We start from the raw sequence: 17,809 nt of genomic DNA, 5'->3' as shown, positions 1-17,809 counted from the left end.
AAAGGCGGGTGCTTTCTATCTTATAGCACCCGCCTTTGATTACAACCAATCCGCATAGCGATAAATGGTTCGTTTGTGCCTTACTTTTCTGTACACCCCATCGCCCTGATACTTGGATCAATATGCCCCATTCCTCCATCACCCAGCACCATCAGTTTTGGTGCGGTAAACCACAGCAGCAACATGATCAATGCTACAAGATAAGGCTCTGTATTTTTCAAAACCGGCTGCCAGGCCGGCATTTTTAAATTTATTGTTTTCATGTTTTTCTGTTTTAATGTAAAATGGGGCTGCAGGTGCAGCCCCATTAAATTAAAGTACAATAAACGGCCCTATATAAACCGAGTCACTTACCATTTTCCCATCAGCTGATACTATAGAAAAATAGGCCTCTACAGTATCTCCCGAAAAATCGCCGGGCAGCTGCAGGCTGTAAGCCAAAGCCGAGCGTACGGCTCCACCTTTCAGCGTTACAAATTTGTTTTTTGATGGGTTAAACACCACAAAACTGAACTTGTCCGTAGCCAATCCATTGCTGTCACCAGTAGTGGCAGCCCAACTGTAATCCAGTTTAGCAGCCGTAGCTACATTGATTTGCGGGTCGTTTGGTAAATCCAGCGGGCCCTTGCTAAACATTACCTTAGCATAATCAATGGTGTAATTGGGTGTTACCCCTGTAATCGCATGCAATACATTATAGGAAAAGGCCGCATTACGTGCAGACATTTGCGCATCATACTCTTTAAAGCCGATGTCAATCACACTGCCAAGGCGCCTCAGCCATGAGGCTACCAGCTCAAACCTTAGCCGCTGGTTTACCTGTGCCACCGTAGGTGCTTTGTTTGATTTGGATGGCCGCATAGAGAATACATTTTTTCCCTTTACGCGGCGTCCAACGTTGTTTCCGGTCCTTCCGATCATATCGTAATAAGGACCACCTGATAAAAATCCCATTTTCTTAAAATTTAAGGGTTAATAAAAAAGCATCCCTAAAAGCTTCATCATCTCCCGGCCGGCAAGACATTTAGCCCGATGCTCAAACAAACATAAACAGGCTTTAGTCATCATCCTAGCCATCAAATCATTATGAAACCGAATGGGACAGTTCAATTAAATTTTGGAACCAATTGATACTCTGTAAAAAAATAATCCCTGATTTTGTGGTGCTTAGTTTTACAATGGTTATGTTCACAAAGGGGTGTTTGCTCGCATCAACAAGATAGGAATAAATACTTTGTAGGCTCACATGCTGAATATAATAAACTGAAAGATTGTTCTGTGATATAAATAATTAGAATATTATAAGATAATATGGATAAGATTAGTAAAGAAGCCGATTATGATAAAGTAATGGCCAAAATAAATAGCCTGATGGCTAAAGGAAGCAAAAACGTAACGGATAGCGAATTGGCAGAAATACGTGAACTTGCCCTGGCTGCTCAGTATTATGAACAAAATAAATATGTTATTGAGGCACCTACTACATTAGCGGGAATGATCGAAATGAAAATGTATGAGTTAAGACTTAAGTCTTTGTTCATGTAATACCGATGATTTCAAATAATACCAGCTCCTGCCAATCTTCTTCCTTACCCAGGTACATTCCTTCCTTCTTCTAAAAAAAGTGCTTTTAGTAATACACAACATATCCATAACCGCAGCCTTGGTTAGCCATACCTCTTCTTCCGGTAACGGATCCGGCAAGTCAAGTTTAGTATCTATGGCCTTCATCAGGTCTAATAATTCCTGCTGCTGTCGTAGCAGCATCTCCATGCAACCGCAACAGCATTCCATACCAGCTGTCATTTACTCCGGCAATTCCAGTTCATACCTGGTCAGGTATTGCCCTGCCACTGCATACAAGCTGTTCCCCAATACTTTAAAACTGCTTATGGGTACCTCCTTATATTTGGGCAGGTAAAACGAATAACAGTATACCTGTTTCTCCAGATCGTACACATCTATTGCCGCACTTTTCCTGAACAGCGTCAAATCCTCGTCCTTACCCATCAGTTTCGATTGCACAAACAAATATTTGCCCTGGTTTGAACAGTTTGCATTTACCATCAGGGTAGGCGAAGCAAAGGTGAATGATTTTTCAGTACGCAGCTGGTCTACCTTAAACCGGGCCGAATCAATCGGGTCTATCGTCTTTATTTTCTTTACCAGGTTCAGGTTCGTATCTATCAGCAAGATCTCGTTGCGGTAATGGTACAGGTATGTCAGCATGTGCAGCTGCCGGTTATACCTCAGCATGCCATCCGTGCAAAACAAACCATCTACCTGCTTTTCAAATATCCCGGTATTGCTCATGCTTTCTCCGTTCCCTGTTACCTTACGCAAACTATTGGCCCGGGTATCGGTGTCTATAAAACGGAAAAACATCGTTTGTGTACCCAAAGGTTGCAGCTGTGCAAAGTATGGCGCCTTTATCCCATACACCGCTGCCTTCCAAACACCCGTCATGCCTTTCAGGATGCTGCGTTCCAATCCATTGTACAGGTAAAAAGAACCAGAATCTACATAAGCCTTATAACTGCCCTTTAACTTTACCTCCTGCCTGTTCAGCTCAAGGTTAATACTTACCGTATCCCTTAACAAAGGGCCAACCTTCAGCAAATGACCTATGGCCGTTCCACTAGCCAGGTAAACGGAACTTCCAGCCTCACCGGCCAGGTAATACGAGTTGTATTTTATATCGATGGCCTTATGGCCTTTAACCAGCCCAAGCAGGTTCCTTTTAAAGTTATAGGTAGCAGCACGCTGTTTAAGCGCATAGCGGATGGTCAGATACAGGATAGGTAAAGATGAAAGTAAAGCAACAATGATCAGTAAGTAGTAGAATTTTCTCATATAGGCAAATGGATTATGGGATGTAAAAGCTAGGTTTAGAATAAACAGCCCGCTATGCAGCGGGCCGTTTAAGGATGTCAAACTAAATTGGGAGATCTAGTTTTGTCTGTACAGTGGAATGGTACAAAGGCCAGTCTCTGTATCCTGCAGGTAAGCATCGCCTCCGGCCAGCAGCTGGCAGGCATTGCCTGTGTAGTTTACATCACAGGTGCCAATTACATTGCCTGGGGTAGTACATTCACCTTGGTCATTGTAAGGCGATCCCAGTAAAACACTTGTTGTTGGTTTTGCAGTCGCAAATACAGTGCTTGCGACACATACGGCCGCAATTACGAATGTGAAAAATTGTTTTTTCATTTTGTTTGAATGATAAGATTAATGCCTACTCTGTTTCAATCAGGTTTTTCGGCTTCCACCTGTTCAACGCGCATTGAATATTTTTAAACTGCTTCGTCGTCATGCCTAAAGCGGTCGTCCTTAACACACCCCGTCATCTCGAGGGAAGCGCAGCGACGAGGGATCTCTTGAACTATGCCTAAACAAGAGATCTCTCCCTGCGGTTCGAGATGACGGGTTAGTGTGCTAGCATTACGAAACCGGTGGTAAAACCCCAACCACAACCCTATTATCCCCAACCCCACAAACCCCACATTAAACCATAAGTGCTCCGACCATTGCATCTGCTCCAAAACACCCCCACAATGGCAAACCGGCCTGTCACTGAACTTCAAAATCACTATGATGTACAAGCTAAACATGATCATCAAGCCATAACTGGCCCAAAGGGCTGGCAGTAAAGTCCTTCTAAACGCCAAACCTATAGCAATCAAAATTTCAATAGCAGGCACAAGCAGTGCAACCAGAAAGGTAAAATCCGATAATATAGGCGACTGCCCCAGCTGCACTTTAAACTTCTGAAATTCCCAAACTTTGCTAAATGCTGCATATAAAAACAGCACCATAAATAAGTACCTGATCACATCAATCAACAGCAGGTACCAAAATCTTTTATTCAAAATCAATTTCATATCCTCTAATTATTTCCCGGCTGGCCTGCTCAAAAAAAATTACCTTCTGTGAAGAGCATTGGGATATTTTGGACTTCTTCAGTCCAAAGGATCCCCGCGATGAGCAGAACGGTCATTTTTTCCCTCAGGCGCTTCTTCCGTTTCTTGCCCGCATCCTTCCAGGCCAGTTCAATCAAATTAGCAATTGTCTGTTTTGCTACCTTCAGGTCTTCCTCTTTATTGATGTCCTTACCTGCAACCGTACCTCCGGTATGCCGGGCATGAAGCACCAATCCATAACTGCCATACAGCAACAGCCCAATAACCGTACGAAAGCACACCCCGCTGTCCTCAAAATACCTGTCCGTTCTGTCCAGTAGTTTTGCCCCTTCCAGCTCCCTGTAGGCCGATATCTCCTGCAACACCTCAAGCTTTACACTCATTTGTCCCAGTATCATGTGCTGCATGTCCGTGTTTTCCTTAAAAGCGCTAAAGTTGGTAGCCATCAGCCCTGCAAACAGCTTCCTTGTCTCTTTTTCCCCGGCATCTTTCGGGATGCTGAACTTTTTAAACAGCAGGTCCCAATGGTCATGCTCGGCAACGGTTGCTTTGATCAGTCCGCCCAAGCCACCAAACAAATGGGTTATCCTACTGCCATGCCTGCCAGCCTGTTCGGCCAGTTTTGCACCCGATAAGCTTTTAAAACCATTTTTAACAATATCTTCCAGCGCAGCTTTTATCAGGCTTGCCTTTGTAGCCAGTTTATTCCTTTTATTTTTGCTCATGGTATCCTAAAAATTATTCAAAGTTCCTGATGTTCATTTTCGTCTTTACCCATTCCCAGGCGTTCAGTATCCTGTCCAGGTGTTCAAGCGTATGCGTGGCCATCAGGCTCATCCTGATGCGTGCACCTTTCACATTTACGGCCGGGTAACCAATCTGGCAGGCGTAAATGCCCGCTTCCAAAAGCCAGCGGCATACCTGGGCGTTTAAATGGGCCGATCCTATCATTACCGGCACTATGGCACTGGCACTGTTGCCCGTATCCAGACCCAAATCATGCAGGCCCTTTTTCAGGTAACTGATGTTTTCCCAAAGCTTGGCCTGCCACCAGGGCTCCTCGTCCAGCAGGGCCATGCTCTTAATTACGCAAAGCGATGCCGGCGTAGGCGCTACCGAAAAGATGTGCTGACCCGCCTGGAACTGCAGGTACCTGATCATTTCGGGGCTTGCCACCACATAGCCCCCCAAATGGCCCAGGGTTTTGCTAAAAGTGCCCGTAATGATGTCCACATCCTGCCAGGCATTAAAATGCTCTATTACCCCACGGCCGGTCTGGCCAATTACCCCAATACCATGCGCATCATCCATGGCCAGGCGGGCGCCATAATGTTTGCACAAAAAAACAACCTCATCCAGTTTGGCCAGGTCTGCAGGCTGGCTGTATACCCCGTCTATCACTACCATGATGTCCCTATGTTCACCTTTGGCCGTACTTTCTTTCAGTTTACGCTCCAGGCTGTCCATGTTGTTGTGTTCAAAGTAGGCCATTCTGGTCCTGTCCAGTATCCCTTCAAACATACTGGCATGGGCCGAGCGGTCTACAATCACCTTATCCTGTGTATTTACCAGTGCACGCATGGTAGCGCTGTTGGCCGTATAGCCCGTAGTAAACAAAATGGCACTTTTCTGTCTAAAAAAGCGGGCGGTGGCCTGTTCTATTTCCCTGTGGAAATCCATCTGTCCGCCAATGGCCGGGCTGGCCGTAACACCCACGCCGTAACGATCTATCGCAGCAATGGCGGCTGCTTTTACGGCGGGGTGCTGGCTAAAGCCCAGGTAGTCATTAAATACGGTGGCCACAAAGGTCTTGTGTTTAATGTGCCTTAAGGTATCCGGCAAATCCAGTTCTACTTCGGGCCTGCAGCCGCTGATGCATACATTGCGGTAGTTCCACAGGCCACGCTCGTGCTGGTGTGCTATATAATCGCTAAAAATTTCTGCCCGCTCGTACATGCCATAGCCCTGCATGTTTACGGCAAACGTTCCCATATGCGATTTATTAAAATCTGGTCTGTTCATAAATGATATTTGGTTAAAATTGATGTTGCCAAGGTAGAGCGTGTTTTGTGCTTTTTGGCTTGCGTTAGTGCACTTTATAAAAAAATAATCATCTGATTATCAATTTATTGAATGATAAAAACCGAAAGATCAGGCATAGCAATGCCCTCAAATTACGGCTGTTCTTTGTCCTGCTTTTAAGCAGCAACAGGCAGCGTAAAATTGCAATCGGTTTTAAAGGATGGGGAGTGTAGCGTTATTTCATATTTGGTTTTTTTAGTTTTTCTTATGGTTTTTGGTTCAGTTAATTAGTCGTTTTTATATTATTTTGGTTCTTACTACAATATTTTTTTGCGATAAATGGAAAAACAGAAAAAAAATTCTTCCTGCTTTGCATAATAGCTAACATTCTCTAATGGATTTAATACGTGTTTCGCCCCTTGAAAAGCTGGGGTATAAGAAATGCAAAAAGCCGCTAACAGCGGCTTAGTTGATTGGCATAACGAGTTTTAATTGGCCTACAGGATATTTTAAACTTCTTTATGGCCTACTTTAAATCCAATTTTTCCCTTTGATCCATCTACTTTATCCATAAATTTATTCAGATAGGTAAACAGAACTTCTATTTTCTGATCTTGTTTCATTAATCTGTTTTCCACCTGCTCTACCAGAACAGAAACATCTTTATGCAACAACACCATTTCTCTAAGCAATACAAACATTTCGATAATACGAATACTCATTTGTATTGCCTGGGTACTGTTTAGTACACTTGATAACATTAATATCCCGTGTTCAGTAAAAGCATAGGGCAGTTTTCTTCTTCCACCTCTTCCGTTTGATATCACAAACTGTGATATCAAAGCATTCCATTCTTCTTCCAATAGCTGGAACATAAAAGAATCAGGGAAACGAACAATATTTCTTTTAATAGCCTGGTTCAAAACTCGTGTTTCAACACCATAAAGTTCAGCCAGATCACTATCAAGCATTACCTTTTCACTAAATCCATTATGTCAAAGAACTTTCCCAGCTGTTCCTGGCCAGGGTTTTATCAGTAATCTTTTTCCAGTTCGGTGATAAAGCCAACCACATCCATTACTACGGCGTAGTAAACCAGGTCTTCAGGGTCCTTTTCCGGTTCAACGGTAACCAGTATCGCAAAGGCCAGTTCCATAGCTTTTACCAGGTCCCCGCTTTGCTGGTATTCCCTGGCCCGCCGCATCAGCACTGTGCTTACTTCTCTTATCCCTTCTTTTGCCATTTCATTTAACTCACCCCAGCGCTGCTGATAAATGATCAGCCCTTTCAGCAGGAAAACTGTTTCCGCATAACTAAAGTCTAAAAAACGGAATATCATTTTGTGCAGCAAGATCCGGTCGTCCAGGGCATATTCATGCAGGGTAAATAAATGCCCTTTTTCCGGCAATTCTGCAAGTACCTTTTCCAAAGCAGCAATGTATGGCAGTATGTTCATTTATTCCGTGTTTCCCTTCATGATATGATATCCTGCTGTGCCGCCAATCAGCCAGGCAAACAACATGTTCAGGTCAATTTCCATCACATCATCCAGCAACTGAACTTCCATTTCGGCTATAAAAGCATCCAGGCCAAACTCTGCCATCATCTGTATTTCGCGAAGGGATCCGGCTGTATTTTTCAATGTGGTAGATACCACTACGATGTTATCCCCATGCAGGTCAATCTCAATACCGTCGGCAGTTGTAAACTGGTTTGCATTTGCCCAGAAACGGGCCAGTAAAATATTTTTATCCATCATAAGTTCAATTTGTTATACACTTTATCATAATTTTTCTGCCTGTATTTCCAATATTTTGACGAACCTCAATTTAAAAAAACCGGGAGTTGCCTATACCCCCGGTTCCATTATAAACCCACCCGTTTATGAAGGGAGAGACGTTAATTTTCATTTAATTTATGCCGCTAATCACCGGCACCAACTGTACAACACCATCCCTGCAAAGCTGCTCCATGATCTTATTGGCTTCATCCCTGGTCAATCCAAGCCGCATCAGATCTTCTGTAGTAAACACTCCATCCTTTCTATGGATTAAAAAAGCAAGAGGGTTTTCCGATAACTCGTTTTGTTCCATTAGTTAGATAGTTTGATGAATTTGTTCATTTTTAACTTCATTTAATAGTTTGGTTGATGATACTGTTGTTTAAAATCCCCGGTACCAGCTTCCCATCAGGCGTCTTAAACTCAAGCCCTAGCAATTCAGCAATAAGCGGCGCTATATCTGTTACACACAGCCCCTCAACTACGTTGCCTTTTGCTATACCAGCACCAGCAGCAATAAAGCCCGTATACATTTCCGGCGAGTTCGGATCATAGCCATGATGACCACCAGTTGTTGGTACAAACAATCCTTCCAAAGGATTTTGCTGTACCTGCGTTCCCGGGCCCAGGTTAACAATTTTGGCTGGTTGAACAGCTCCGCTAAATACCAAACCCGGCACAGCAGCTAAAGCCATTACTGCGCTAGAATCCGCACCCATTTTGTCCAGCTCCTTGCGGTCCATAATCCTAAACAGTTTTCGCCGTTCAGCAGGTAAAGCATCCAATTGTTTACTTACCGATTGTACAATTCCAGCAAACTCAGTATTTGGCACACCTTTTTTTGCATATAAAAAAGCAGAACCGCCCGCGGCTACAAACTTTGCAGGTAAATCCTTAATCAGCATATTGGGCCTAAATACCGTATGAATATCCGACATGCCATGATCACCAACTACCAGAACCGTTGTGTTTTCTTTTAACCCAGAACTTTCAATAGCATCTAATACAGTTCCAATCGCTTTGTCAGCATTAATAATCGCCGCAGCAACCTTTTCATGATCCCTGCCATGCTCATGCTGGGCACCATCCACACACGCAAAAATGCAGGGCCATGAAATTAGGTTTATAGGTTTTGAAAATGTAGGCTGCTATTTTAGCACTATTCAAATCAAGGCTTAAGTTTTCCTCGCTCATGTTTACACTGTCTAGTTTACCGATGGCTTGTTCCGCTTTTTCCACCAGACCTTTGGTAGCATATTTCCTTGTTACAGTTATCCTGTCTGATGGATGTGCAACGTCCCATATCTCAGGAATATTCCAGGTAATGATATCATCCACACTTACTGGCCATTCTATTGCGGAACTGGTTAGTCCGGTCTTTTTCAATGCCTGCCAAAGGGTAGGGACTTTAATGTCCCTAGTAAACCAATGCCAGACACCGGAACTGCCAATGGGTGCATTATAATAAATACCGCTACGCGCGGGCATTGCTCCAGTAAGCATGGCAACATGGGATGGGTAAGTATAGCTAGGGAAAACACTTTTCATGTGTTTGGCGCATGTACCCTCTTTCATTAATTTTTGCAAGTTGGGCACAGGATAACTCCCATCCTGATAAAATTCAGGGCGAAGACCATCAATGCTGATCAGGACAATCTGCTTTTTTCCCTGTCCCCACAAAAGCGCAGGGAATAACAAACTAAAAACCAAAGCGTTAATTTTCATCTGGATTGTCTTTTATCACCACCACCTGCATTTCCTTTTCACCTTGTACCAAATCAAAACCATTTTCTCTCAATGCACGCCTTACATCTTGAAAATCATCCATCTTACACTTCAGGATGATATCCAACTTACCTTTTGAGTTGGTTTCATCGACAAATACGTATCTATCGTTACCATAAGTCGAAGTAATGCCATATAGCATACTTCTGACAGAATCAAAGGGATAATTTGCAACATCTTCAGGTAGTTTTAATGCAGGGGGTGCTTTTGAGATTACAACTAACTTCCAAATTGCCATTTTCCTGTTCTCTACTTCAACCTTATACCCGAAGTATTTTTGCAGGTCTTGCTGCATCATCCGCATTACCTGGACTTTTGATGATTTATCAGGAGGGAAGCTAATTCCATAAGCATACATTCCAGTCCGAAGGTCTATGTCTACTTCAAAAGGAGCTTGATTTTTCAGTTCGAGGATCGGCATCATTGCAACCCTTCCATAAAGAGGATCACCGTAATGAATTGTTCCAGCCCCGGTATAAGCAAACCTGTATAAAGCAGCAAGGCTGGCACCTAATACCTGCATTTGATTCCCTTTAATATTGAACTCGTACTGATTGTTTCCGTTCATATAATCTTTAAACTCGGCTAAGACAGACCTGTATAAAAAGTCTTTGTCATTGCCACCATTACCATTTAAAAGAAATGGCAAATCAGGGTCATAGGTCACTTTATTCTCGTTTCTAAACCATGCCTTTGGTAATCTGGGTTCTTTCCCTGCTATGAAAGATCGCATATCAGCATCAGTAATTCGATAAGTAACTGCCCTCAATACCCCTTTTGGATCGATAATGAGTTTTAGCGGGCTGTATACTTGTAGTTGATGAAAAACAACAGAATCATATGCAATACTTAACGAGAGCTGATTTTTCTTTCTTACTCTTTCAAAAAGCGGTTGAATGTGTTTGTCATCATGGGTGCTATACTGAGATCCGGTATAGCCCACCAGCAACACTTTCACATCTTTTGCAAAATGCTTTTGTAAAGAATCCAGCTTCGGGAACTCTTCTACGCATGATTTACAGAAAAAGTTCCAGAAGTCAAGGATTATCCATTTTCCTCTTAAATCAGTTAAGGTTAATTGCTTAGACGGATGATATTGCACGTCATTAAATTTTATAGAAGGGAATATTTTTCCAATTTTAGGCCAGTTTTCCTTGCCTTGCGCCATTGCTCCGATATAGGAAATAAACAAAAATAAAAGGCTTAGTAGTATCTTTTTCATAAATTTCTTTAATGAAGTATCTATTAGAAAAGGGGCACTGTTCTAATAGATACAAGTAAAAACAATTAATTATAACCCGGATTTTGGATTAGATAAGGATTAACCTGGATTTGAGAAAATGGAATTGGAAATAGCTGATGGCTTGCATTCCATATACCACCTCCTTTTTGAGGTGTTACTACCCTCATTACCGGATCGATCTGTTCGGTTCTTTTCAAGTCTAGCCAACGAGCTCCCCATTCGCAGAAAAATTCCAGTCTTCTTTCTATTGAAACAGCAGCTAAAATGCTCTCCTGATCATTGGCACTTGTATTCGTCAATCCAGCTCTTTTCCTTATCTCATTTAGATCTGAAATTGCTCCCGAAATATTATTTAATTGAGCTCTTGCCTCGGCACGGATAAGATACTGTTCCGCTAGACGTAGTACCATATAGCCTTCTTTTGGAGAAGAATTACTACTAATCAGCCCTCTTTTATACTTATAGGGATAATAGTAAGTTTGGTTGTTCACTATTGAGCTAGCAAGCCAATTGTTCTTACGAGAATCGCCGGCTTCGAAAGTATTTAGCAAATCAGAGCTTATCACATAGGATGGAAGTAAACCTTCCGGAGATCCAGATCCACCACCAGGAATAAATACATATGCTTCAGGTATTTCTATTATTGAAGTTGTATTCGACATCACCTGCAAGATAGCTTCCTTGCTTCCTATGAGAAATACCGCATTCAAATCTGGCTCCAATTGATAGATTGAATTGTCAATTAGCTCTGATGCAGCTTCTTCAGCCTTCGCCCATTCTTTTTGAAACAAGTATACACGGGCCATCAAAGCTGTAGCAGCATATCGGTTCGGCCTAAATCTTCCATTGGTCATGTATGACGCAGGCAAATCTCGTTGCGCATCTTTCAAATCACTAATAATTTGTGTGTATATTTGTTGATGCTGTGTGCGCGGCAATATAGCATTGCCTTTGAAATCCGTACTGATAACTAAAGGTACGTCGCCATACATATTAAGAAGATAAAAATAACCAAGTGCCCTTATAAATTTTGCCTCGGCAACTAGCTTATTTTTTAGTTTCTCATCTAGAGAAGTGCTTTTCGTTACGCCTTCAATACAAGCATTTGCGTGATAAAGAAGATAATAAGCCGATTTCCACAAAAAACTGTCATTTGTTCCATTGTTGACAGATATACTGTTAACATAAAATTGACCAAGTTCCGAATTCAGAGCGGTGGGCACTAATTCGTCAGCAGATAAACCACCATTGAGTGTGATTCCGCCGCCCCAAAAATCTGGATTACCGCCGCCATTTTGCAACATCTTTATATACAATCCTAAAATCGCTTGTGTAGCATTAGCACTATCTGCAAAAACTGTAATAGTATTTAAACGGTCATTTGGCAATTCAATCTCAACCATTTTTTTGCATGAGATTAAAAATATCAAGCTACAAATCAAAAGAAAACCTTTTGTTGTTTGCGTATATCTTTGTCGTTTCATATATATGTTTTTAATATTAAAATGAAAATTGAACTCCAGCAACAACTGTTTTTAAGGGGGGGATTCCATATAAATTTTGAGTCTCTGGATCACCACCTTTATATTTTGTTATCGTGAAGAGATTCTGAGCATTTACATACAAGCGGCAGCCATTCATTTTTATTTTTTTTAGCAACCGCTCATTAAAACTATACGAAAGTGAGGCCGTTTTAAACCGAATAAAAGATGCATCACTGTAAACTCCGCTCGATGACTTAAAGGATGAGGAGGGAATGTATGTATCGTCAGAAAAGCTTGTGGATACTTTCTGAATGTCAGACTGATCCCCGGGCTTTTGCCATCTAGATAACAAAAGTTCTGGTAAATTTCTTGAGTCACGACCAATTCCACCACCGTCATAAATTGAATAAAGATAGTTGAGACCTGTTTGTTTTCTAAATTCAAAAAAGACATCCAATTGAAATCCCTTAAAAGAAAAGTTTGTTCTCATCCCTCCATAAAATTTAGGATCAAGGTCACCAATGATATGGCGATCCCTATTAAGATCCGGGGCACTTGTAAGGCCATTAACTGATTGAAATTCGAATAGACCTGTTGTAGGATTTACCCCTGAATACAGTACCTTATTTAAAACGCTTAAAGAATGACCTACAAAGTAAGTGTTGGCATATGACGATGTTTCGATGCCGGGAAATGCAGTCAATTTGTTTTCTGGTACAGTTAGATTTACCGCCAACTTCCAAATAAACTCTTTGACTTTAAATATTGTAGTATTTATTTGAAAATCCCATCCCGAATTTTCGACCAAAGCCGGAAAATTCTGCGTCACATTGGCAAATCCTGTTTGAGCTGGCAATTGATAATTGACCAACTGGTTTCCACATCGGTTCCTGTACCAATCGGCATTTAAAAAGATTTTATCTTTGTTTAATCCCAGTTCAAATCCAAATTCTAATTTTTTTGTTACTGCCCAACTGTAATCAGGTTTAAATAGGTTATTAGGCATATAGCCAGCTGACCCTTGGTATACACTGCTAGCTATTGGTGACCAAGTGGCCAAGTATTGATAATCACCAATGGCATCATTTCCCGTCGTTCCATAACTAGCCCTTAATTTTCCATACGATAAAATAGGCAGCCCCTCTTTGATTACTGACTCTTCAGAAAAAAGCCACCCGCCAGCTACTGACCCGAAATTACCAAACTGTCTTCCCGGACCAAACCTGCTCGATCCATCTCTTCGTCCACTTAAATTAATAATGTATTTATTTGCTAATATATAATTCATCCTCCCAAATATCCCAGAGTATTTGTATTCCGTTGACCCGCCGGAAGCTGATGTAGTGGCCGCTCCTGAAACAGCCCCAAGGAAAGCATCGTTTGCATAACCAGATGCGTTTATTATAGAAGAATTGTTCAGATTCTTTTGTATAGTCCCGCCAATCAATAAAGTTAATTTACCACTTCCGATGTCCTTTTTATATTCAAGTTGCGGCTCTATAATCCAGGTCTTAAACTTGTTATTCCCGAAGGAAGCACTTCCAGTAACATTGTTTCCAGGTGGTCGTGCGGTAATCGGATCTTGTGAAATTTCTTCCGCCAACAGCGTATTATACCCAAAACTAGAACGGATAGCCAATCCCGACAACAATTGATATGAGACCAGAAAGCTACTTAAAAGATTTTCGGTTGCTGCAGAATATTTTGTTTTCAAATACCGGAATGGATTTGTATTAATAATACCTGCCGTGGCTGCAAAGGAAATTCCTTTATAATTCCATATCAGATTTCCTTGAGGATCTATCAAATCAGGGAAATTCGGCGTCAAAGTAATTGACTTTAATGCTTCTTTATTTGATACCAAATTATTTATGTCAATTGCGTAGTTTACAGAGAAATCAAACGAAAGCCGATTATCCATAGTATTGTGATGAAAACTGGCGTTCAGGGTGTTTCTTCGATAGGCTAGATCTCCGGGAAAAATGCTTGTTTCTCTATGGAAAGTACTACCCAACATAAATCTCGTACCGGCACTTCCTCCCGAAGTAGATATATTGGCATCTGTAGTTGACGCCGTATTTCCGATAAATTTATCCACCCAGTCTACATTTCTAGTGGTATCAAAAACATAAAAATCAGGAAAAAAATTAGCGTATTGTGGATTTAGGAAAACGCCTTTCAGACCATTATCGTTCATTATAGCTTCCCTTCGTATTTCCAGATACTGTTTTGTATCCATCAATTTTAATGTTCGAGTTATTTTACTAGCACCGTTAGATACATTACCTTGCAAGCTGAGTTTCCCAGGCTTGCCTTTCTTTGTAGTAATCAAAATAACCCCATTAGAGCCCCTAGACCCGTAAATAGAAGTGGCATCAGCATCTCTTAGTACTTCAATGCTTTCAATATCGTTAGGATTAATGCTGTTGAGTGGGCTAATTCCTCCATAGTCATTAAGAAATCCACCACCTTGGGGCGACATAACTGAAGTCATTTGATTGACATTGGCATTATTTGCTGCAAAAGGGACTCCATCTACCACAATTAATGGATTGTCTAATGGCGGAACACCGCCAGCAGTTGGTGCTAGCGAATTTTGCCCTCTGATCTGCACTTTAAAAGAAGAACCTGCAAGACCACTGGTTTGCGTGATTACTAGACCTGGAACTCTTCCAGCTAAAGCTGCCAAAGGGTTCATAACTGGCTGTTGGGCTATCTCTTCTGCGGTGACCTTACTTACCGACCCCACATTATACCTTTGTGTTGTCGTACCGTAAGCAATCACCTGTACTTCATCTAGCTTTGAAGTACTCAATTCCAATCTAATTTCGCTCAGGCTAGAACTTGCCGCTATTTCCTTTGTCTGATAGCCTATATAAGAAATCAGCAACACAGAATTTTCATTCACTCCCTGTAAGAAGAATTCGCCTTTGTTATTTGTAGTAGCTGTTTTAGAAGTACCTTTTACCTTTACACTCGCCCCTGCAAGCGGCTGGCCTTTATCATCCAAAATGATACCCCTGATATCAGCAGGAGGAGTAAGGGCATCCACCACCTTTTCCAGAAAGGAAGGCTCTTTGGGCTGAATGGTTATCGTGTTTTCATTTACACTATAAGTTAGCGGTTGCTTTTCAAAAATCTGATCCAACACTTCCTTAACTTCAACCCGGCTTACCTTGATGTTTACCGGTTTGGCTTGTTTTAAAACATTGTCGCGGTACAGGAAAATATAGCCGCTTTGGCCTCTCAGTTCTTTTAAAACAGTTTTTAAGTCTGCATTGGTTTTGTGCAAACTGACTTTCTGGGCCAGGCTGGATGCGCTAACCTGCAGTAGGGATGCTATTAATATAACGGTGGTTAGTCGCATAATGAGCATGATTTTATGGTATAGCCTTTTAGGCATACCGATTTTCTTAGTATAAATTGTATACATTTGTTCTGTTTGGTTAAGCAGAATGCCCTTTGGTTCGAAGCTTTAGGCACCTGCGGTTAAACGGTTTACTTTTTGTGAATTGTTCCAGACTTAACCAGGAGTGTTCGCGCATTCCTGGTTTTTTATTCCCTCTTTTTAATTATCCTATCATTTCCTTTCTTTTAAATGAATAACTCTGTTCCCTTTTTCATTAGATAATGTGATTAAAGAGTGATAATTTATTGAGAGACATATATTTTTCTTCCTTGTATTTTAAAATGTACCGCCCCGGCCGATTCCAGTGATTGTAAAACTTTTGAAAGCTGGTCAAACCTTGACACACCGCCACTAAAGTTATCTTTAGTAACAGGCCCTTCGTAAATTATTTCTACATCATACCAGCGTTCAATCATCCGCATAATGGTCTGTATATTCTCGCTTTCAAATAAAAACTGTTTGTTTTTCCAGGCTACAGCAGTTGCTACATCTACTTTGTTCAGTTCAATGTTGCCGCCTTTATTTACAGCCTCAAAACCAGGACTTAGTTTTTTGTTTAACCCATCTACAGCAACCAATACACTTCCTTCTAAAAGTGTGGTTTTAATAGCGGGTTCATCCTCATAGGCATTGATGTTAAAATGTGTACCCAATACCGTCGTTGTCAAATTTTTGGCGGTTACTACAAAGGGTTGATTTTTATTCCTAAATACTTCAAAGTAGGCTTCGCCGCTCAGTTCAACTTTACGTATGCCGCCACGCTCATTTAGCGGCGCAGTATAAGTTAAACTCGATGCGGCGTTTAGCCAGACTTTGCTGCCGTCAGGCAAACGCACCTGATAGGTGCCACCCCGAGGAGTGGTGATGGTAACAGGTTCGCCATCCTGACGCAGGTCAGAATCCCCGCGTTCTACAGCGCTACCGTCGTTGTACTCCAAACTATTCTTATCTATAATTACCCCGGTTTTAACATCACTTAGGAGAATGGTTTTACCATTGGCAAGGGTAAGGGTTGCGGTGTTTTTACCCGGGGCAATGTCGTTTGTATAGTTTGCAGCTCCTGAACCAGGTTCAGGTTTACCTGGCGCTTTAAAAAAGAACACCCCAAACACAATGGCTGCTATCGCAGCGGCAATTCCAGATAAATAGGATAGTTTTATAACCCTTCTTTTTTTATTCGCTGTACTTATTTTATTCCATATTTTCGCTGTAACCTCATCTAGATCGGACGATTTAAATTCTGGTTGATTTTCGGGTTCAATCTGTTGCACCCAATGCAAAAGCAAATCAATCTCTTCATCAGTCGCTTTACCTGCCTGGTACTTATTCAACAAATCTCTGGCTTCGTAATTTTGCATATCCAAATAAGTCGTTTTCTCGTTGCTTATAGATATGACGAATCAAAATCTCCTGGGGGTGAGATGATTTGAAAATATTTTTAAAAAATTGTTAAGAGATTATTCGGCTTCCTTGATTCCAATAGCTTCACCTGCTTCTTCAGGTTCATCAGCATCATCGGAAACTTTAGGGTAAGTTGCTATTGCCAAGTTTAAACTATCAATAAATAACGCGAAACTCTCGTTCCTTTCATAACAATGACGTATAGTTTTTTCTGCTCTTAAGTCCTTACTTATCTCACGATAATATTTCAGATCTTTTTTGTCTATTGTAAATCCCCGTTTCCTCAATTCATTATTTAAAGCTTGAAGACATCCGCTGGTTTTGTTGGCAACCGCCCGTTTGTTTGAATAATACAAAGGCAACAGCCAACACTCAATAGAGTTAATTGCAATAGCAAAGACAATTCTATCCGAATACAGATTAAATACATTAGGAGTTATGAAACCTATAATCTTGGCTTTCACCGCATCAAATGCCTGATTAATGGTCATATTGTTAAAATTAATCACACAATCCTCTGGGACACCATCTGTTCCTAAAACATCGCAGTCAATATGTATAATAATTAATCCCTCTGTATATGGAAGAGCTTCTTTAAAGTCTTTGGATTTGCAATAACTTCTAACAAGTTGCCAACCCCCAGGTTCATTTTCCTTAGGTTGCAGCGCATTTAGAGATATATTTTTGTCATTTAATAACCCTTGAACAATAGCTTCGATAATAATCTGGTCCGTTACACCTTCTGAGATAATAGAAACTTCCATT

At 41.3% G+C, this 17,809-nt stretch carries 20 protein-coding genes; 1 reads left to right on the top strand and 19 read right to left on the bottom strand.

The annotated features are described in order from the left end of the window. Window positions 1–80: 80 nt before the first annotated feature. Window positions 81–263 carry a hypothetical protein gene (locus PHEP_RS14210; protein ID WP_143715754.1) on the bottom strand — a complete coding sequence of 61 codons (183 nt, stop codon included), beginning with the start codon at window positions 261–263 and terminating at the stop codon, window positions 81–83. 49 nt (window positions 264–312) lie between these two features. Beyond that, a complete protein-coding gene (locus PHEP_RS14205) occupies window positions 313–954 on the bottom strand; it encodes a DUF6266 family protein (protein ID WP_015808677.1) in 642 nt (213 codons plus the stop codon). A 357-nt stretch (window positions 955–1,311) separates the two neighbouring features. On the opposite strand from PHEP_RS14205, the gene PHEP_RS14200 reads away from it, so the two are divergent. Next, the gene (locus tag PHEP_RS14200; protein ID WP_015808676.1) at window positions 1,312–1,545 is read left to right on the top strand and encodes a hypothetical protein; all 234 of its coding nucleotides are present in this window, start codon (window positions 1,312–1,314) and stop codon (window positions 1,543–1,545) included. On the opposite strand, the gene PHEP_RS14195 is transcribed toward PHEP_RS14200, so the two are convergent. From PHEP_RS14195 to PHEP_RS14120, 17 genes are all read right to left on the bottom strand, one after another. Next, a complete protein-coding gene (locus PHEP_RS14195) occupies window positions 1,519–1,773 on the bottom strand; it encodes a hypothetical protein (protein ID WP_015808675.1) in 255 nt (84 codons plus the stop codon). The genes PHEP_RS14200 and PHEP_RS14195 overlap by 27 nt on opposite strands. 33 nt (window positions 1,774–1,806) lie before the next feature. Further along, entirely contained in the window at window positions 1,807–2,853 is a 1,047-nt protein-coding gene (locus tag PHEP_RS14190; RefSeq protein ID WP_015808674.1) for a hypothetical protein, read from the bottom strand. A gap of 96 nt (window positions 2,854–2,949) precedes the next feature. Further along, window positions 2,950–3,210 carry a hypothetical protein gene (locus tag PHEP_RS14185; RefSeq protein ID WP_012781251.1) on the bottom strand — a complete coding sequence of 87 codons (261 nt, stop codon included), beginning with the start codon at window positions 3,208–3,210 and terminating at the stop codon, window positions 2,950–2,952. Between the two features lie 83 nt (window positions 3,211–3,293). Beyond that, window positions 3,294–3,881 carry a MauE/DoxX family redox-associated membrane protein gene (locus PHEP_RS14180; RefSeq protein ID WP_015808673.1) on the bottom strand — a complete coding sequence of 196 codons (588 nt, stop codon included), beginning with the start codon at window positions 3,879–3,881 and terminating at the stop codon, window positions 3,294–3,296. A 29-nt stretch (window positions 3,882–3,910) separates the two neighbouring features. After that, complete coding sequence (locus PHEP_RS14175; protein WP_015808672.1) at window positions 3,911–4,645, bottom strand: TetR/AcrR family transcriptional regulator; 735 nt, start codon at window positions 4,643–4,645, stop codon at window positions 3,911–3,913. A gap of 13 nt (window positions 4,646–4,658) precedes the next feature. Next, a complete protein-coding gene (locus tag PHEP_RS14170; RefSeq protein WP_015808671.1) occupies window positions 4,659–5,942 on the bottom strand; it encodes an aminotransferase class I/II-fold pyridoxal phosphate-dependent enzyme in 1,284 nt (427 codons plus the stop codon). Window positions 5,943–6,451: 509 nt separating this feature from the next. Next, window positions 6,452–6,913 (bottom strand): ORF6N domain-containing protein, encoded by a 462-nt coding sequence (locus PHEP_RS14165; protein WP_015808670.1) that lies wholly within the window; start codon window positions 6,911–6,913, stop codon window positions 6,452–6,454. A 62-nt stretch (window positions 6,914–6,975) separates the two neighbouring features. Continuing rightward, window positions 6,976–7,398 (bottom strand): hypothetical protein, encoded by a 423-nt coding sequence (locus PHEP_RS14160; RefSeq protein ID WP_015808669.1) that lies wholly within the window; start codon window positions 7,396–7,398, stop codon window positions 6,976–6,978. Beyond that, a complete protein-coding gene (locus PHEP_RS14155) occupies window positions 7,399–7,701 on the bottom strand; it encodes a hypothetical protein (protein WP_015808668.1) in 303 nt (100 codons plus the stop codon). It abuts the gene before it with no gap. A gap of 151 nt (window positions 7,702–7,852) precedes the next feature. Continuing rightward, on the bottom strand, window positions 7,853–8,035 hold the full coding sequence (locus PHEP_RS14150; protein ID WP_015808667.1) for a type IV toxin-antitoxin system AbiEi family antitoxin domain-containing protein: 183 nt from the start codon (window positions 8,033–8,035) through the stop codon (window positions 7,853–7,855). A 37-nt stretch (window positions 8,036–8,072) separates the two neighbouring features. Beyond that, window positions 8,073–8,813: an alkaline phosphatase family protein gene (locus tag PHEP_RS22415; protein WP_049772262.1), complete on the bottom strand. Its 741-nt coding sequence runs from the start codon at window positions 8,811–8,813 to the stop codon at window positions 8,073–8,075. Then, entirely contained in the window at window positions 8,794–9,447 is a 654-nt protein-coding gene (locus tag PHEP_RS22410) for an alkaline phosphatase family protein (RefSeq protein WP_049772260.1), read from the bottom strand. The genes PHEP_RS22415 and PHEP_RS22410 overlap by 20 nt, the downstream gene beginning before the upstream one ends. After that, window positions 9,437–10,729 carry a redoxin domain-containing protein gene (locus PHEP_RS14140; RefSeq protein WP_015808666.1) on the bottom strand — a complete coding sequence of 431 codons (1,293 nt, stop codon included), beginning with the start codon at window positions 10,727–10,729 and terminating at the stop codon, window positions 9,437–9,439. Before PHEP_RS14140 ends, PHEP_RS22410 begins: the two co-directional genes overlap by 11 nt. 65 nt (window positions 10,730–10,794) lie before the next feature. After that, on the bottom strand, window positions 10,795–12,234 hold the full coding sequence (locus PHEP_RS14135) for a RagB/SusD family nutrient uptake outer membrane protein (protein ID WP_015808665.1): 1,440 nt from the start codon (window positions 12,232–12,234) through the stop codon (window positions 10,795–10,797). A 16-nt stretch (window positions 12,235–12,250) separates the two neighbouring features. After that, a complete protein-coding gene (locus PHEP_RS14130) occupies window positions 12,251–15,667 on the bottom strand; it encodes a SusC/RagA family TonB-linked outer membrane protein (protein WP_015808664.1) in 3,417 nt (1,138 codons plus the stop codon). A gap of 218 nt (window positions 15,668–15,885) precedes the next feature. Next, the gene (locus PHEP_RS14125; RefSeq protein ID WP_015808663.1) at window positions 15,886–17,001 is read right to left on the bottom strand and encodes a FecR family protein; all 1,116 of its coding nucleotides are present in this window, start codon (window positions 16,999–17,001) and stop codon (window positions 15,886–15,888) included. Between the two features lie 99 nt (window positions 17,002–17,100). Further along, a complete protein-coding gene (locus PHEP_RS14120) occupies window positions 17,101–17,808 on the bottom strand; it encodes a hypothetical protein (RefSeq protein ID WP_015808662.1) in 708 nt (235 codons plus the stop codon). Between the last annotated feature and the right edge of the window lies 1 nt (window position 17,809).

It is taken from the genome of Pedobacter heparinus DSM 2366, from assembly GCF_000023825.1.
GTDB lineage: Bacteria > Bacteroidota > Bacteroidia > Sphingobacteriales > Sphingobacteriaceae > Pedobacter > Pedobacter heparinus.
This window is presented reverse-complemented; position numbering and strand designations above follow the sequence as displayed.

Coding starts and splice junctions, on each gene's coding strand:
- PHEP_RS14205 (WP_015808677.1), bottom strand. CDS start 954: ATGGGATTTTTATCAGGTGGTCCTTATTACGATATGATCGGAAGGACC.
- PHEP_RS14160 (WP_015808669.1), bottom strand. CDS start 7,398: ATGAACATACTGCCATACATTGCTGCTTTGGAAAAGGTACTTGCAGAA.
- PHEP_RS14120 (WP_015808662.1), bottom strand. CDS start 17,808: ATGGAAGTTTCTATTATCTCAGAAGGTGTAACGGACCAGATTATTATC.
- PHEP_RS14170 (WP_015808671.1), bottom strand. CDS start 5,942: ATGAACAGACCAGATTTTAATAAATCGCATATGGGAACGTTTGCCGTA.
- PHEP_RS14125 (WP_015808663.1), bottom strand. CDS start 17,001: ATGCAAAATTACGAAGCCAGAGATTTGTTGAATAAGTACCAGGCAGGT.
- PHEP_RS14165 (WP_015808670.1), bottom strand. CDS start 6,913: ATGCTTGATAGTGATCTGGCTGAACTTTATGGTGTTGAAACACGAGTT.
- PHEP_RS14195 (WP_015808675.1), bottom strand. CDS start 1,773: ATGGAGATGCTGCTACGACAGCAGCAGGAATTATTAGACCTGATGAAG.
- PHEP_RS22410 (WP_049772260.1), bottom strand. CDS start 9,447: ATGAAAATTAACGCTTTGGTTTTTAGTTTGTTATTCCCTGCGCTTTTG.
- PHEP_RS14210 (WP_143715754.1), bottom strand. CDS start 263: ATGAAAACAATAAATTTAAAAATGCCGGCCTGGCAGCCGGTTTTGAAA.
- PHEP_RS14175 (WP_015808672.1), bottom strand. CDS start 4,645: ATGAGCAAAAATAAAAGGAATAAACTGGCTACAAAGGCAAGCCTGATA.
- PHEP_RS14135 (WP_015808665.1), bottom strand. CDS start 12,234: ATGAAACGACAAAGATATACGCAAACAACAAAAGGTTTTCTTTTGATT.
- PHEP_RS14185 (WP_012781251.1), bottom strand. CDS start 3,210: ATGAAAAAACAATTTTTCACATTCGTAATTGCGGCCGTATGTGTCGCA.
- PHEP_RS14190 (WP_015808674.1), bottom strand. CDS start 2,853: ATGAGAAAATTCTACTACTTACTGATCATTGTTGCTTTACTTTCATCT.
- PHEP_RS14130 (WP_015808664.1), bottom strand. CDS start 15,667: ATGTATACAATTTATACTAAGAAAATCGGTATGCCTAAAAGGCTATAC.
- PHEP_RS14155 (WP_015808668.1), bottom strand. CDS start 7,701: ATGATGGATAAAAATATTTTACTGGCCCGTTTCTGGGCAAATGCAAAC.
- PHEP_RS14150 (WP_015808667.1), bottom strand. CDS start 8,035: ATGGAACAAAACGAGTTATCGGAAAACCCTCTTGCTTTTTTAATCCAT.
- PHEP_RS14200 (WP_015808676.1), top strand. CDS start 1,312: ATGGATAAGATTAGTAAAGAAGCCGATTATGATAAAGTAATGGCCAAA.
- PHEP_RS14180 (WP_015808673.1), bottom strand. CDS start 3,881: ATGAAATTGATTTTGAATAAAAGATTTTGGTACCTGCTGTTGATTGAT.
- PHEP_RS14140 (WP_015808666.1), bottom strand. CDS start 10,729: ATGAAAAAGATACTACTAAGCCTTTTATTTTTGTTTATTTCCTATATC.